Annotated in this window: 13 protein-coding genes and 1 tRNA gene; 6 read left to right on the forward strand and 8 right to left on the reverse strand. The window is 51.5% G+C overall.

The annotated features are described in order from the left end of the window. Positions 1–2 precede the first annotated feature (2 nt). On the reverse strand, positions 3–1,487 hold the full coding sequence (locus Q7C21_RS00695) for a sugar ABC transporter ATP-binding protein (RefSeq protein ID WP_003852594.1): 1,485 nt from the start codon (positions 1,485–1,487) through the stop codon (positions 3–5). Between the two features lie 32 nt (positions 1,488–1,519). Continuing rightward, positions 1,520–2,443: a sugar ABC transporter substrate-binding protein gene (locus Q7C21_RS00700; protein ID WP_003852592.1), complete on the reverse strand. Its 924-nt coding sequence runs from the start codon at positions 2,441–2,443 to the stop codon at positions 1,520–1,522. A 506-nt stretch (positions 2,444–2,949) separates the two neighbouring features. Here Q7C21_RS00700 and Q7C21_RS00705 point away from each other — a divergent pair. After that, positions 2,950–3,025, forward strand: a tRNA-Asn gene (locus tag Q7C21_RS00705). Between the two features lie 298 nt (positions 3,026–3,323). On the opposite strand, the gene Q7C21_RS00710 is transcribed toward Q7C21_RS00705, so the two are convergent. Both Q7C21_RS00710 and Q7C21_RS00715 read right to left on the reverse strand, forming a co-directional pair. Further along, a complete protein-coding gene (locus Q7C21_RS00710; protein WP_008925991.1) occupies positions 3,324–3,818 on the reverse strand; it encodes a FidL-like protein in 495 nt (164 codons plus the stop codon). Between the two features lies 1 nt (position 3,819). Beyond that, on the reverse strand, positions 3,820–4,602 hold the full coding sequence (locus Q7C21_RS00715) for a winged helix-turn-helix domain-containing protein (protein WP_008925992.1): 783 nt from the start codon (positions 4,600–4,602) through the stop codon (positions 3,820–3,822). An 847-nt stretch (positions 4,603–5,449) separates the two neighbouring features. Between Q7C21_RS00715 and Q7C21_RS00720 the strand changes: the two genes are divergently transcribed. From Q7C21_RS00720 to Q7C21_RS00735, 4 genes are all read left to right on the forward strand, one after another. Then, on the forward strand, positions 5,450–6,235 hold the full coding sequence (locus tag Q7C21_RS00720) for a fimbria/pilus periplasmic chaperone (RefSeq protein WP_192377727.1): 786 nt from the start codon (positions 5,450–5,452) through the stop codon (positions 6,233–6,235). Positions 6,236–6,307: 72 nt separating this feature from the next. Beyond that, on the forward strand, positions 6,308–8,764 hold the full coding sequence (locus tag Q7C21_RS00725) for a fimbria/pilus outer membrane usher protein (RefSeq protein ID WP_370580573.1): 2,457 nt from the start codon (positions 6,308–6,310) through the stop codon (positions 8,762–8,764). A 55-nt stretch (positions 8,765–8,819) separates the two neighbouring features. Continuing rightward, positions 8,820–9,272 carry an AfaD family invasin gene (gene afaD / locus Q7C21_RS00730; protein ID WP_008925995.1) on the forward strand — a complete coding sequence of 151 codons (453 nt, stop codon included), beginning with the start codon at positions 8,820–8,822 and terminating at the stop codon, positions 9,270–9,272. 170 nt (positions 9,273–9,442) lie between these two features. Beyond that, the gene (locus Q7C21_RS00735; protein ID WP_192377729.1) at positions 9,443–10,003 is read left to right on the forward strand and encodes a hypothetical protein; all 561 of its coding nucleotides are present in this window, start codon (positions 9,443–9,445) and stop codon (positions 10,001–10,003) included. 466 nt (positions 10,004–10,469) lie between these two features. Here the strand turns inward: Q7C21_RS00735 and Q7C21_RS00740 are convergent, their stop codons facing one another. From Q7C21_RS00740 to Q7C21_RS00755, 4 genes are all read right to left on the reverse strand, one after another. After that, positions 10,470–11,456, reverse strand: coding sequence for an isopenicillin N synthase family oxygenase (locus tag Q7C21_RS00740; RefSeq protein WP_105099013.1), 987 nt, complete (start codon positions 11,454–11,456; stop codon positions 10,470–10,472). Positions 11,457–11,483: 27 nt separating this feature from the next. Further along, the gene (locus Q7C21_RS00745) at positions 11,484–12,911 is read right to left on the reverse strand and encodes an amidohydrolase family protein (RefSeq protein ID WP_375150267.1); all 1,428 of its coding nucleotides are present in this window, start codon (positions 12,909–12,911) and stop codon (positions 11,484–11,486) included. Positions 12,912–12,922: 11 nt separating this feature from the next. After that, positions 12,923–13,912 (reverse strand): ABC transporter substrate-binding protein, encoded by a 990-nt coding sequence (locus Q7C21_RS00750; protein ID WP_375150268.1) that lies wholly within the window; start codon positions 13,910–13,912, stop codon positions 12,923–12,925. Between the two features lie 264 nt (positions 13,913–14,176). After that, entirely contained in the window at positions 14,177–15,100 is a 924-nt protein-coding gene (locus tag Q7C21_RS00755) for a LysR family transcriptional regulator (protein WP_140033265.1), read from the reverse strand. A gap of 212 nt (positions 15,101–15,312) precedes the next feature. Between Q7C21_RS00755 and Q7C21_RS00760 the strand changes: the two genes are divergently transcribed. Beyond that, the gene (locus Q7C21_RS00760) at positions 15,313–16,287 is read left to right on the forward strand and encodes a PDR/VanB family oxidoreductase (protein WP_004571371.1); all 975 of its coding nucleotides are present in this window, start codon (positions 15,313–15,315) and stop codon (positions 16,285–16,287) included. The last annotated feature ends 8 nt before the right edge of the window (positions 16,288–16,295 follow it).

Consider the following 16,295-nt stretch of genomic DNA (forward strand, 5'->3'; position numbering starts at 1 on the left):
CCTCACTCGGATGCCAACGACAGAATGGTTTCCTGATCGGCTTCTTCTTTATCGAGGATGCCGGTTATACGCCCGCCGTGCATCACCATCACCCGGTCGCTCATGCCAAGGATTTCCGGCAGTTCAGAGGAGACCATGATGATAGCCACGCCACGGTTGGCAAGTTCACTGATTAAGCGGTAAATCTCCGCTTTAGCGCCGACATCAATGCCGCGCGTCGGTTCGTCCAGAATCAGAATCTTCGGTTGCGCCAGCAGCCAGCGGGCAATCAGGACTTTCTGCTGATTACCGCCGCTGAGGTTGTTGATGATCTGATCCATGGTCGGTGTTTTGATATTCAGGCGACGGATCTGGTCCATGCAGTCCTGCGCCATCTTCACATGGCTGACAAACCCGCTTTTACCGCTGTACTCCGGCATGTTGACGATGCTCATGTTCTCCATCACCGACAGCACCAGAAACAGCCCGGACTTTTTGCGATCTTCGGTCAGAAACGCCATGCCCTTTTCAATCGCCGTGGAAGGTGAGTCGATCGTCACCGGCACGCCATCAATTAAGATCTCGCCGCTGTCGAAGCTCTCCATGCCGAACAGGCTCTCCATCACTTCGCTGCGACCGGCACCCACCAGTCCGGCGACGCCGAGAATTTCACCCCTGCGGACGTTGAAACTGACATCAGTAAAACGATCTTTGCAGGTGAGATTGCGAACCGTCAGGACATCTTCTCCGATGGCGCTGTTGAATTTCGGGAACAGCTGGGTCAGTTCACGTCCCACCATCTGCGTAATCAGCGACTGACGGGTATATTTCGCCGTCTCATCACTGGCAATCCAGGCGCCGTCGCGGAAAATACTGACTTCATCAGTGATGTTAAAAATTTCATCCATCTTGTGACTGATGTAGATGATTGCTTTGCCTTGCTCCCGCAGATCACGAATGATGGTAAACAGGTGCGCCACTTCAGTTTCGGTGAGCGCGGAGGTGGGCTCATCCATGATGACGATATCTGAATCCCAGGAGACCGCTTTGGCAATCTCGACCATCTGCTGTGACGCAATGCTCAGCTCGCCCACCATGCTCTCCGCTTTCAGGCGGATATTCAGCCGGTTGAGCAGCTCCTGCGTCTTCTGATTCAGCCGGGCGTGATCAACAAAACCAAACTTCATTGGCTCACGACCCAGCCAGATATTCTCAGCGACGGTCATATAGGGCACCAGATTGAGTTCCTGGTGAATCATCGAAATGCCGGAACGCAACGCGTCCATGGTGTCCTGAAACTGCACCGGCTCCCCTTTAATTTTGATGGTGCCCTTATCGGGACGGTACATCCCGATAAGGCACTTCATTAAAGTGGATTTGCCCGCGCCATTTTCGCCCATCAAGGCATGTACCGTTCCCGGACGCACCCGCAACGAGACGTTGTCGAGGGCTTTAACGCCGGGGAAGAACTTGCTGATGCCTTCGGCTTCAAGCGCAAACGCGTTCATACATCACCTCCGTACAGCTGGGTCGGGAACGATTATTTCAGGTTACGGTTGGTAAACTGTTCCATGTTTTCTTTGGTAATCAGCTGGTAAGGAATGTTGATGATTTTCTGGACTTTCTCACCTTTCACCAGTTTGATTGCCGTCTGCACCGCACCTTCACCCTGGCCCTGCGCATCCTGGAATACTGTGGCGACCATCTTGCCCTGCTTCAGCATCTGCAGCGCATCCGGTGTGCCATCGACACCCGCGATCAGGATTTTGTCCGGGTTTTTACCCAGCGCCTGCAGCGCACCAATCGCCATTTCATCGTTGTTCGAGGCGATGGCATTGATCTGATCACCGGCAGTCATCCAGTTACTGACCACATCCACCGCATCGTTACGGGTAAATTTGGCGGTCTGTTTCTGAACGATTTTGATGCCAGGGAATTTAGCTGCGACTTCTTCCACGCCTTTAGTACGGTCGCGGGTCGCTTCGTTTGCCAGGTCACCCATCAGGATGGCAACGTTGCCTTTGCCGTTCATCGCCTTCGCCAGCGCTTCCATCTGTAAGCGTCCGGCCAGTTCTGAGTCGGATCCGACATAAGCCATTTTTCCGGTCAGTTCAGCCCCAGGGCGGCGGTTTACGAAGATCAGCGGAATACCCGCTTTGCTCGCCTGATCCATAATCGGTTTCACCGCATTGGTATCGACCGGGTTAACGATCAGCGCATCAACACCCTGTCCGATAAAATTTTGTACCTGCTGCAGCTGCTGTGAAACGTCGCCTTTTGCATCCTCAACCTGCCCTTTGACGCCATCTTTCTGCATCTCTTTCTGCATTGAGGTACGCAGAATGGTCAGGAAGTTGTCATCAAACAGCGCCATAGAGACGCCCACTGAAATATCTTTTGCCATAACTGCGGCAGGTAACATGCAGGCTAACAGTGAGGCGACAATCGTTTTTTTAATGTTCATAGGGACCCTTCTTATTTGTTAACTTGCTCAGTGGCTGCGGACCACGAATGAAAAATATCTTTTACATTCACCCAGCCTGTCTGGCGTCTGTTTCGGAAAATTTGAGGTAAGACTTCAGGTTCTGGCTATTTTTGTGATCGACCACTCCTTTTCACAATCACTTGATCTGCAAACAGTTAGTTTCAAAATGCCGTTTCACTTCTGGCCGATGATGACGACCGTGATGATAAGCAGTTCATTTGTTCCATATGATCTCGTTTTGAAATTTTTATCATAAAAGCACTGAAACGCTTGTTTTAACATCGGCAAATAACAAAACTTTGACATGCATCTAACATCTAATGAGAAATGCCAGCAAAGTGAGATCCTGTTGGCAGTTTGAAAATCCATCAGAAGTGACTAAAAACCGCCAATCCGCTGCTTTTACGAGCATCTGAACGCAAATCAGTAAACAGGGCTTTGACAAGCAGGATCTACGCCGCTAATATTCGCCCCGTTCAAGCGATTCCTCTGTAGTTCAGTCGGTAGAACGGCGGACTGTTAATCCGTATGTCACTGGTTCGAGTCCAGTCAGAGGAGCCAGAATTAGAAAAGCCCGCTCAGGGAAACCTGAGCGGGCTTTTTGCTTTTGTGTTACAGGTCGGTGAATCACTGACAGGTTCAGATGTGAACCATCAAATAACGATGTGCTGTGGGCGCTACTCAGGCGGCCCTGTAGATAGCGTGTCTATCGACCCCCACTGATGTTAGCCAGGAAGCGGTTTAGCATTTGTGCTGTGCCTTTCCGCCATCCTTTTCCTTTGCTGCCTGCCAGAGAAAATAGCGCCAGTGCCTGGTTCTTTCTTTAGTGCAAAGGTTCTGCGAGCTTTCATGCAATCAGTTAAAAAGCCACGCAGGTAAAGACAAACGAAAGTGGGCTTCCCATCATAAAAGTATGATGTCCGACATTAATCACATCAAGTTGTAAGGTTTCCGGGTCGCCGGTAAATTCAGCTAACAGCTTCTCAAAGGTTGGATTATCTGTATTGTCAGTGGGAGAGATAATGATGCGGCTTATAGAGTAATGCGCTGTATTACTGCCCCTTACTTCCCCCCTATTCAGTATGAGGGTTCTTCCTAAATTTTTTTCCTCATTATTGATTAACACCCGTCCATTCAGTAAAAAATATCCGGTTCCGTCCTTGTATAGTCTGAGATCCTGGGCGACATTAAATTTAAGCGTCTGTCCCTCACCACCCAGATCGTATTGGGTAAAAGAGTAACATCTCAATGGCAATATTAAATTATTTTCAGACCCAAAAAATATAAAACCCAGAAGAATTGCCGTACAGACAGTTGAAATAGCTATCAGAACTCTCACGTTTGGAAACATCATATTAATTCTCGTTAATATGGAAGAAATTATTGCAACTGGTTACATTCCTCTCTTTTCCAAGCTTGCAATACGAAATTAATGTTCGGCCATCATCTTTTGGCGAAAAAGACGTATAGTTATCAAAATAGATTTTTTTATTTTTATCACAGACTAAATTATTTTCTGCTAAAAGAGCAGTTATTTTACTTTTTACTTCTTTCATCTTATTTTCATTGAGATCCTTAACAAAAACCACCTCGCATCCCTCTGCAAGAAAATCTGATTTCAGATAAATGTTGATATTATCCAATGAAGACGTATTGTTTTTAAAGACTAACACCGCAGTTGCAATAAAAACGGGTGAAATGATATACAGGCAAAGAACAATGACTTTCCATGAAAGAAAAGATCCAGGTTTATTTAATAATGCCTTAGGTAAATGAGCCGGTGGGGATGACTCTATTCCGTCAAAGGAGGGGGATTTAACGACAGAATGATTAGTATTTAACTTAATACCAATTTTAGGAATGGTAATGACAATTTCATCACATCCAAATGCGGATAATGCACGTCTCATTATACTCAGGTATTGCGTTAAATTTGCATTTGACCCTCTGAGGTTATGTTTATCCCAGACTTCAACAATCAAATATTCTCTTGTCAGAATATCGCCATTGGAATCAAGAATGAGTGCCAGTAATCGCGCCGAAGGCAGGTTAATCTGAACGGTATCTTTCGTCGGTATATGTCGGAGAGTACTGTCATCCGTATTAAACACTATTGAACCATTAATGGTATACAACACCTTCACATCCCCCCCCGATTAAATAAATTCAATCTCAGATTTATCTCACAACATAATACAGTTAAACCCTTTTTGCACGTAGCATTTTTAAACCAAGCGAATAAAAAGGACGGGAACGCGTTGATACCCAGTGACTCTGTTTCAGGGAAATCATTGTCCTGATGTCGGAACGCCGTTGCTAACGAAAGTATGAGTATGTTCGCACAGCTGAACCTTCCGCTGTCAGAAGGGAATTACGACGATTCAACCAGATTCACGGCAGGAGATGCTCTTTTAAACTCTCCTCCGGATGTCAGGTAGTGGGCAGCCTGCAACAATCGGCGACTGTTTAAGCTAAAAAAATAACAAAAATAGATCATTAAACTAAAAATACAGATAAATTCGAATTACATTCCGTTATTGGTTTTCCTGTATAACACTGTTTCCATCCTGAGGTAGCAAGCCCCGGCCAGTGTGGGGGTTAAGGTGGGTACGCATCTTGCTTCAGCTCGGTGATTATAGATGTACCTGAATCCGCGCCATCTATATGAATGTGAAAAGCAATGACCTGGTAATTTCTTCAACATGCTTTATGGGCATTATAAATAACCCGAAAACACACCAGAGGATTACTGAATATGAAACTTAAATTTAAACATTATTGCACGACTGCCCTTTCCACCTGTGGCTCATCGGGCTCGCTAACTACCTGTGCCGCTTTTTATCTGAATCTTTTCTCTTCTTAAAAATCTGGCCGTGTATTTTTAAAATGAATTTCTTTGTTAATTTTACGTTTACCTAAAAATTAACAAGGGTATTTTACGATTACGTTTATTCAGGAATAATTATCCTCTGATAGGGATGTGTTATGTATTTACTTTGTAATAAAAAAACTTACAGGGCAGCCGGGGCTGTACTGGCCGCCGCGATATTAATCAGTAATGGCGCTACTCCGGCTTTTGCGCAGGAGCTGAAGACGGTCACCAATACCAAAGTATTCGAGGTCAAACTTGGTGCCTCACGAGTGATATATAACCCGGACTCCAGCGGAGCGTCTTTATCCATCACCAATGCGCAGGCTTACCCCATACTGGTGCAGGGAAAGGTGCTTGCGGAAGATAAAAAAACACCTGCGCCTTTTATTGTCACCCCGCCAGTTTTCCGTCTGGATGCACAGCAGCAGAACCGCCTGCGAATTATTCGTACCGGCGGTCAAATGGCCGGTGACCGTGAAACGCTGCACTGGCTTTGCGTGACCGGTATTCCGCCTAAAGATAGTGATGTCTGGGCTCAGGATGAGAAAGGGACACCGTTAAAGCCCACAGCAGTCACGCTGAACCTGGAAGTCAGCGCAAACAGCTGTATTAAGCTGCTGGTGCGCCCGTCCGGCGTGAGAGGAACGATGATGGATGCCGTATCCGCGCTTAAGTGGCAACGCCAGGGCGATAAGCTGACGGTAACTAACCCTTCCGCATTTTATATGAATTTGTCCTCACTCAGCGTGGGGAAGATGAATATTCCGGATAGGGAATATGTCGCTCCGCACTCTTCCCGCAGCTTTATCCTGCCAAAAGGCGCTGCCGGTCAGGTGAAGTGGACGGTTATCACTGATGAAGGTGGAGAGAGCCGCACGTTTCAGTCGCCGTTGCACTAATAAGGCGCCTGGATAATGAAATATTTTCGGTTTTCTGTGGTGGCCATCGTGGTATCTGCCGGGCTGTTTTCAATGCCGGTGATGGCCCGGACCTGGGAATTTGATGCTTCACAGTTGGGTGGTGGTGTCAGTGATGCGGATATCGCTCTATTTAACCAGGGCGGGCAGCTTCCAGGAACCTATCTGGTTGACGTGTTGCTCAATGGTGAGCAGGTGGATTCCCGTGAAGTGGTTTTTGTTCAGCAGGAAGATTCCCGGGGCATGCCTGTTTTGCAGCCCTGCCTGAGCAGGAAGCAGCTTTTACGTTACGGCATAAAGACGGAAGACTATCCGGCATTGTCCGGCAAAGGCCTGGACGCAAACAAAGATTGTGCTGACATCCGCGTTATTCCGCATGCCAGAGCTGATTTTAATTTCGGGGCACAGCAGCTGGTGCTGAGCGTTCCGCAGATAGCATTGCGCCCTGAAGTAAAGGGCATTTCTCCCCGAGAGCTGTGGGATGAGGGAGTCCCGGCGATCCTGATGAATTACCGGACCGGTACCAGCCATGTGGAATCCCGGGTCGGGAGTAGAAATGTCAATGAATCGCAGTACCTGCAGCTGGAGCCCGGCGCTAACTGGGGACCATGGCGATTACGTAATTCGACGACGTGGCAGAAGAGCCGCGGACAGACCGGCCGCTGGCAGACTCCTTATACCTATCTTGATCGGGGCCTGTATGACATGCAAAGCAGGCTGACGCTGGGAGAGCGTTTCACGCCGTCGGAAATTTTTGACAGCGTACCTTTTCGCGGCGTGATGCTGGGTTCGGATGAAAATATGCTGCCCTTTTCGCAGCGGACTTTTTCACCCGTGGTGCGCGGTATTGCCCGCACTCAGGCCAGGGTAGAAGTGAAGCAGAATGGCTACACGGTTTACAACGCCACGGTAGCGCCCGGCCCGTTTGCCCTGAGTGACTTTGCCGCTGGCGGCTCGGGTGGGGATTTGCAGGTTACCGTATGGGAAGCCGACGGCACTACTCAGGAATTCAGCGTCCCTTATCAGACGCCGGCGATTGCGCTGCAGGAAGGCCACAGCGTGTACAACCTGATGGCCGGGCAGTATCGGGCATCAGATAACACGGTTGATTCGCCTCTGGTTGCACAGGCCACTGTTATGTATGGCCTGCCGTGGAGCCTGACCCTATACGGCGGTTTGCAGGGCGCGGAGCGCTATCAGGCGACGACTGCGGGGCTGGGTATGTTGCTCGGGTCGTGGGGCGCGGTATCTCTGGATGGGACTCACGGCCGTGGGCAGAAGAAAGAGCGTGAAAGTGAAACGGGGGGATACGGACGGCTGCGCTACAGCAAGCGCGTTGAGGTAACCAACACCTCGCTTGATCTGTCCCATACCCGCTATGACGCATCCGGTTTCAGCACGCTGTCTGAGGTAATGGACAGCTATCGGCAGGAAAACCCAGCCGGCAGTGACGCACAACGCCGGTCTGAGACAACCCTGACGCTCAGTCAGTCATTGGGCGGATTGGGGAGTCTCAGCCTGAGCGGTTCTCGCAACAGTTACGGCAACGGGCAAGGGAGTACAGAGTCGTTCAGTGCCGGCTATGGCGTCAGTATACGCGGCGTTTCCCTGTCGCTGAATGCGACGCAGAACCGTAACCGGAACAGCGGCAGTAAATGGCAGGATAACCGGCTGATTAACATGATGGTCAGTATTCCACTGGACCGCTGGCCTGGTGGGGCAACCCAGGCGACCTATCAGATGACGTCGCCTTCATCCGGCGGCAATACACAGCAGGTGGGGCTCAGTGGTCAGGCGTATGACCGCCAGTTGCAGTGGAATGTGAACCAGCGTCAACGTTCGGGGGCGGTGAGCGGAGACCGCAACGACAGCGACCTGAACCTTGGCTGGAGCGGGGGCTACGGCCAGCTGAATGGCCGTTACGGCTACAGTCCGTCTTACCGGCAGACAGGACTGGATGCGTCAGGCGGCATCGTGATTACCCGCAGTAATGTCACCGCAGGGCAGACGCTGAACGATACCGTGGCACTGGTGGAAGCGCCGGGTGCCTCCGGAGTGGCTGTTGGCGGCTGGCCGGGAGTGAAAACCGATTTTCGTGGCTACACCACACAGTCAGGCCTGCAGCCTTACCGGAAGAATATTGTCAGCCTGGACCCTGCTCGTCTTTCGGCTGATGCAGAAATAAAACAGACGGACGTGACGGTAGTGCCGACGCAGGGCGCGGTTATCCCGGCCACCTTTATCACGCATATTGGCCGGCGGGCGCTGGTGACACTGATACGTCCGGACGGTAAACCGGTTCCTTTTGGGGCACTGGTTACCCCGGAAAACCAGGCGTCATCAGGCAGTGGCATTACCGGTGAAGCCGGGCAGGTGTATCTGTCCGGACTGAACGGAAAAGGTGCCCTGATGGCGAGATGGGGAGAGAAGCAACAGTGCCGGGCTGATTACCGTCTGCCGGAAAAACCAGGGCCAGCAGGGCTGTATCTGTCAGAGGCAGTTTGTCGCTGAAAGCAGTTACCGGCTCCCGAAAAAACTGAACAGAAACATCACCCGGAGAAGGGGAATGATGAACAGAAAAAGATTGTATCTGATAGCGGCAGCGCTTTTGACAGTCATGGCCAGCAGCGCTCCGGCTGTCGCGACGGGTAGCCCGCAACTGGTGTTGCAGATGAACCATGGCCTGCAGGCGGGTGCTGTCAGAGACGGCACAAAGCTCGGCAGGGGCACGCTGGTCAGCTACGACATCCATACGGGCTTTCAGCTCCGGAGCGAGCAGGCTGTATCCGGCCAGCAGGGAGGACGTTATGTGCTGACAGGCCAGCAGAATCCGGCGCATCAGTTGCGGGTGCGTCTGGTGCCACAGCAACAGGTGGTAACGGAAATGGCGGACATGCAGGTGATAACCGTGCATACCGGCGAAGACAGAATGGTTTTTGACATTCTGGCGGATGGCGACCAGAGGGTGAAAGCGGATACCTACTCTTTAAACATCGCTGGTCAGGTGGTCACTCAGTAACGTGCAACAGCCGGGCGCTATATAGAGATTTCACGAATACCACGTCACTGACATTTTTGGTGACGGGGAGCCATCGGTGGCACATATGCCTCGATGGTCGGGTAGACGCACTGTCTACGACTTTTAGGGACGACTGCAGTCGTTAATTCAACACAACAAAGGATAGAGATATGAAATTTTTAAACATCAAAACCTCAGCGGCAGCAGCGATAATCATCGCGGGTATTTCATCCCACGCAGCAATCGCAGCGCTGTCCGAAGCCAGTACTACGTCGGCCGACATTACTTTTACTTCTCCGCTCACTGTTTCTAACGTTTTGACACCGGTGTCGGGTCTGTCGGACGGGACTCATAATAGTGGAAAAGTGCTGGCAAATGGTACCATCACTTCGACAGGCGGCGCCTCTCGTCATTACATAGCTTTCGGTATGCCCGGGTCATTAACAGGGTCTGGTAACGGCACACCCCAGTTCCCATTAAATATTAAAGGCAAAAACGACAGCAATAACGCCATTCTTGTATCAATACTCAGGCCTTCTGATACTCCTGGCTCTACTGGCTTTACTCGTTGCACAGAGTTAGGTTTGACATGTAACACCGACACCGATTACATTTTATACAGCACTGCCACCAACGGCGTATCAACTTACAATGTTACATTAAGCGGGACGCAGAACGTGAAACCTGATACCTATACCGTCCAGACCACCGCTTACGCGTATGGAGACTGACAGAAATAAAAACATCAGGCGAACACCCTGTAATGTTCAGGGATTTGACTGACTCTGTCGCATTGACGTTAATCAGAAGCATAGGCGGGGAATCCCGCCTATGCTTACAGCTTCAAATTTTCAATCTCAGGTAAGCCAGTTCAGAGAATAGCTTCATATTTCAACATTCATTAACAGTAATCGACACAAATCCTTCTGGTTACATTGTTCTGCCTGTTCGGCAGTAACAGAGATTTACGCAACAAAGAATGTTGTTATCATGTTCAAATCAAATAATGAGATCGCATTAAATTCCTTCTATGCGAGGGTTGTATTTTTTATGCCCGTAAGTACATGAAGGCGAAGGCTATATTAGCGAGTTACTGACAAAGGCGATCTCAGCCAGAAAAGCCAGAATTAATAAAGCCCGCTCAGTTTTCCCTGAGCGGGCTTTTTGCTTTTCAGCTCTCTTTATCTTTCTGGCAAATTATCCTTTCGCAAAGTTCGCCTGAATGCGCTGTTGCAGATAATCTTCGGCGGTGATGGCCGGATATTTCGCCTGCGGCCCCAGAATCTCCACATCTTTATTAGCCTGACAGAAAAAGGCCAGGCTGTAGCGCGCACCCTGGTATTCGCCGGGCAGTGGGCTTCTCACACGGTGGAAATTTGACGGCAGCTGATCGTCGCTCCAGCGCATCAGCATGTCGCCGATGTTGCAGGTGATCACCTCTTCGCGCGGCTCGATGCTGGTCCACTGCTGACTTTCGCGGTCTTTGCCAGGACATACCTGCAACCCGCCCTGACCGGGACGCTGGAACAGCAGCGTCAGACAGTCAAAATCTGTATGCGCACCCGCGCGCCACATCCCCTGCTCTGACTGCTCAGTGGCATAGTAGTGCAGCATGCGCAGCGTACTCTGGTAAGTTTGCAGGTCCGGATTATGTGCCTGCTCGAAAAAGTGCTCAGGAAAGCCCAGTTTCAGGGCAAAACAGGAAAGCAGTTTCATGCCCAGTTGCCAGCATTGCGATTCAAAATTCAGCATGGTCTCTTTGAAGGCCGGCAGTTCCTGTTCGGTCGGCCATAGCGGTGCCATCAGCGGACGGGTAATCTGGTAAGACTCTTTCTGGTCTGGCGTTCGGGTTGATGGACGCACCTGAGACTTATTCTCCCAGCCTGCGTTACGCGCCAGCGGATATTGCGCTTTTATCTCTTCGGGTAGTGAGAAGAAATCCTCTGTCATGCTGAACGCCTGACGGATATCGCCGAGTGCAATGCCGTGATTGCTGACCTGGAAGAAGCCAATTTCTACGGCTGCGCTCCAGAGTTCGTCGGCGATCTCACTTTTACGGTTTTCGAAATCTGATAAATCGATACAACGCACTTCACGGGCAAAAGTTTCTTCACCCATCGCGCCCATTCCTGCTTCTTTTTCCAGTTCCTGTAATGCATATGCTGTTTGATTTGATTGCGTCATTGTTCTTATCCTTCTTAATCAATAGGGTTAGCGCGCAGCGCGCTGTTGTAAAGTACGGACGGCAGACATTGCCTCATGGCGCATGGCCTCCAAATCGAGTCCGGGGATGACATCGTTTTCGACGATCACCCGGCCATTTATCATCAGTGCCTTAAGCGAAGCGCGTCCGGCACAGGCCACCGGACCAATGGCCATGTCGTGCAGGCCGAAGTAGCGCGGGTCATCCAGCCGATAAATGGCGATATCCGCCAGCCTGCCCACCTGCACGGTGCCGCTTTGTTGCAGGCCAAGGATCTGCGCCCCGCCTGCGCTGCCCCACCGCACCACGTCTTCAACAGATGCTGCGTCGCCGCCGCCTTCAAACGTGCCGCCGTCATAACGCGGTGTCGCCAGCATGCCTTTTCGGGCGCGCTGCAAAAGCCAGGCCGCATGCGCTTCACTTTGCATATCGGCGGCTTCGTTCGATGCCGCACCGTCTACGCCTAATGAAACAGGCACACCGGCCTGTTCCAGCGCCAGCAAATCAGCGATGCCGCTGCCCAGACGCCCGTTGCTTTGCGGGCAGTGTGCAATGCCAGAGCGGGTCTGACCCAGCATCGAGATTTCCTGCGGCAGCAGTTTTACCAGGTGCGCAAACCAGACGTCCTCACCCAGCCAGTCGTGTTCCGCACAAAACTGCACCGGCGTCATGTCGAATCTGGCACGCGCCGCATCAAGATAATCCACGGTTTCCGACAAGTGGCTGTGCAGCCGAATCCCCAGACTGCGGGCCAGTTTCGCCATTTCGCGCAACTCCGCACCGGGTGCAGAATGCAGCAAGGTTGTAGGTGCCATCACCACACGGCGCAGTGACGTTGGTTTCGGATCGTGATAACGACCCACCAGCCGTTCAATATCCGCCATGTAATCCCCGAAGTTTTCCGGGCGCAGCGCCTGCGGCAAATCTTTCTCGATCGCGCGCCCCTGCGTTGCGCCACCCCGACATAGCACAATGCGCATTCCCAGCGCCTCACCTTCACTGAACAGGATTTCCGAGGTATCGAACGGCATATCTGGCCAGTAAAGGTAGTTATGGTCCGCCACCGTCGCGCACCCGGAACGCAGCAGTTCAGTCAGGCCGATACGCACCGCAAGACGAAAGGTGGATTCATCGAAGGTGGCACGAAAACGATAAGGCGTGGCACTCAGCCATGCGGTCAGGCTTTGGTTCAGCCCCTGCGGTTCCCCTTTTAACAATGACTGAAACAGGTGATGGTGCGTATTCACCCAGGCGGGATAAACCACGCAATCGCGGGCGTCGATCAGCTGCTCGTCGGGCATTGCCGTCAGGGAACCTATCGCCTCGATCACCCCATGACGCACGCGAATATCCGGCCCGGCGTGACGCGCTGCCTCTCCCGGCAAGCCGGTGAGGATTGCGTGCGCATTTTTAATCAGTAAAACGTCAGATGACATTGCAACACTCCTCAGGGCTTAACCTGCATCTGGTCGACAATTTCAGTGGTATACGCCTGCTTCCAGTCGGTATTCGCATTCAGCAGTCTGGCGTTCACCATGAAATCACGGGTTTTCTGCCAGCGGGCTTCCGTCATGGTGCCCCACCCCTTTGTTGCCGCATCACCGCCGTCAATCAGATGGTGCGCTTTGATTTGCTGAACGCCCCAGGCCAGCAGGTCGTCCGTCATCTTCGGGTTATCCTTTTTGATCAGCGCGTTGCCCGCCGCCGGATTTTGCAGATAGCTTACCCATCCTTCCATCGACGCCTTTACAAACTTAGCCATCGCCTCTTTACGGCCGCTGATCAGTTCAGGACGGGTGATCAGAATGCCGCCGTAAGGGGGATAGCCGTGCTCTGAGAAGAGGAAGAAATTCGATTTCACACCCGCCTTTTGTGCCTGAAAAACTTCAGAACTGACATAGGCTTGCTGCGCGACATTTTCGTCAGCCACAAAGGGCTGGATATTGAAGGTGTAAGGACGAACCTGTGAATCGCTAAGCTGATAGCGTGCTTTCAGCCATGGCCACCAGGTCGATTGCCCGGAGCTGGAGACTAAAATGGTTTTGTCTTTCAAACCGTCCAGGGAAGTGACTGAAGTATGTGTCAGCAGCCCCTGAGGATCAAACTGGAAAGGGGCGGCGATGGCTTTGGCCTGAAAACCGCGCTGTACGGATTCGAGTAGCTGGAGATCATAACCGATGATCACGTCCGATCGCTTTGCCAGCAGCAACTGCATGCCGTTGACCTGCGGGCCGCCAGACTGAATGCTGACATCCAGCCCGTAACGCTTGTAAATGCCTGTGGCCTGCGCCTGATAATAGCCGCCCTGCTCCGCCTGCGCGTACCAGGATGTCAGTAGCGCTATTTTCTCATCGGCGTGTGCCGACAGTGAAAATGCGGCAGGGATCAGCGCGCTCAGCACGCAGCAAGACAGGGGAATGCGGGAAACTGACTTCATTGCTCCTCTCCTAATCATCACCGGAGGGGGCATTGAGCGAATGCGGCTCAGCTCCCCTGACCGGCTCAAAATGAACCGCGAAATGGTTGCTGAGCAATGTCCCGCGCAGTTGCCCGCACTGACCGCTTCTACTCACTGTGGGTTATACAAGAAAGGTGCCAACTCCACGAATGCGCTTTCTCTGCGCTTTAACAGGGGATTGATCGGCGCTGGCTCTGCAACCTTTGATTCATTACAAAGCAGCCAGCACCAGAACAGTGCAAATCAATCCCGATCACCTCGCGGCATCTGGATCTCGCTGAACAACATCTCCAACTGTTTGAGCATCATCGAGGCGGCCAGCGAAAGCTGTCTTGTCGGGGCGACGCACAACGAAAGGGTGAACGTTTTTAATTGCGGATCGGTCAGCGGAATAAATTGCAGTTCATCGCTTTCCACCTCATCAATGATGTCGAGCCAGCAGAGAATACCGATGCCCATTTTCTCTTTAATCAGCGAGCGGATCATGTGGATGTTATTGGATACCGCGACTTCGTTAATCATGTCGCCGTTGATATTCATCAGCGCCTGGACGGGTTCGGCCAGCATCAGCGGCGCAGCCGGCAGGATAAACGGATATTCCATGCACTGGCTAAAACGCACGTGGCTTCTGTCGCCGAGCGGGTGCCCTTTCGGCACCACAATCCCCAGCTCGATTTCTGCAAAAGCGCGTACCTGCAACTCTCGTGAACTTTGCGGATTAAGCATCAGACCAAAGTCAGCATCGCCAGATATCAGCGCCTGCTGAATGTCCACATTGTTCATGGTGGTCAGCGTGAAAGAGATATTCGGATAATCAGCATGCACCTTCCTGAGCATCGCCGAGAAAAACTGCCGGTTGATGGCGTCAATGGTGGCAATTCGCACGTGTCCGCGCCGCAGACCGCGCAGGTCATCGAGTTGCTCGCAGACGCGGGTGAAATCCTTTTTCCAGTTGTTGGCGGCGTGCAATAGCAGCTCGCCGGCTGCCGTTAGCCGCAATCCGGTCGGGTGCCGTTCAAACAGCGGCATTGCCAGTTCTTTTTCCACCCGCAGGATCTGCCGGTCAATCGACGATGCGGCGACATGTAAGGTTTCTGACGCCTTACGAAACGAGCCCTGGCGGGCAACCTCAGTGAAGTACAGCAGAAACCGTGAGAATGCGAACATGATTGAGTGCTCTCTTTTTTGCAACGGGTTGTGCGAATCAAAGCGCTGGACGCAACAGCTTTACAACAATAACGTAGCTTTCATTGCAATGGGAACAATCGTTTCATCGACATTACATCCCGCCGCGGGCTATTCCAGGCCGGATGGCAGCAGGTTATGCGGTGAACAGGTTACCCTGGTTTATGAATGACTCATCAAAATGAATACGGTAAATGACGATGAATGATGCCGGATTAATTCCTGTCACGATCAAGGCGATCGGCGAAAATGGTAAAGGAAATATTTCACTGCAACTTATTGCGCAGGACGGTGGATTATTACCGCCCTGGTTACCCGGTGCGCACATTGACCTTTTCATTCCTGAAATTGGCCCGCGCCAGTATTCTCTCTGCAACGAAAATCACAGCGGGGAATATTATGAAATCTGCGTAAAACTGGCAGACAACGCGACCGGCGGGTCGCACTTTATTCATCATCATTTCAGTGCTAACGACACACTCAATATCTCGATGCCACGTAACCATTTCCCTCTGCCAGCCGCCGGGCGCTATCTGTTATTTGCCGGAGGAATTGGCATTACGCCACTGCTGGCGATGGCGGAACAGATTTCTCGGCAAGGCATTGAATTTGAACTGCACTACTACATTTCGGGCCTGGATAAAGCGGCGTATATACCGCGTCTCACAGCACCTTCACTGGCAAGAAATCTCTTTTTACATGACAGCAGCGCAAACGATTCCCTGCGGCACACGACGCCGCTGAGCCTGTGTCAGCCGGATGCCAATACGCAGGTGATGGCCTGTGGCCCGGATGGGTTTATTAAGCGCCTTGAAGAGATTATGTACACGCACCACTGGCATAAGAATCAATTATCTTTTGAGCGATTCAGCAATAACACTATAAACAAAAATAACGCCAACTCTGAATTTCACATTGAGCTGAAATCCAGCGGAAAACGTTATTTAGTTGGTTCAGACCAAAGCATTGCAGAAGTCTTATTGAGTGCCAGAGTCGATATTATGCTGTCGTGCGAACAGGGTATTTGCGGCTCATGCATTACGGATGTCATCGACGGTATTCCCGATCACCGCGACTGCGTGCTGACAGAAGAAGAGAAAGCGGAGAACACGCAGATTACGCTGTGCTGTTCGCGCGCTAAGAGTCCTGTTCTGGTCCTGGACCTGTAATGCCAACG

Source organism: Pantoea sp. ANP04, assembly GCF_041982285.1.
In the GTDB taxonomy this organism is placed as follows: Bacteria; Pseudomonadota; Gammaproteobacteria; order Enterobacterales; family Enterobacteriaceae; genus Pantoea; species Pantoea eucalypti.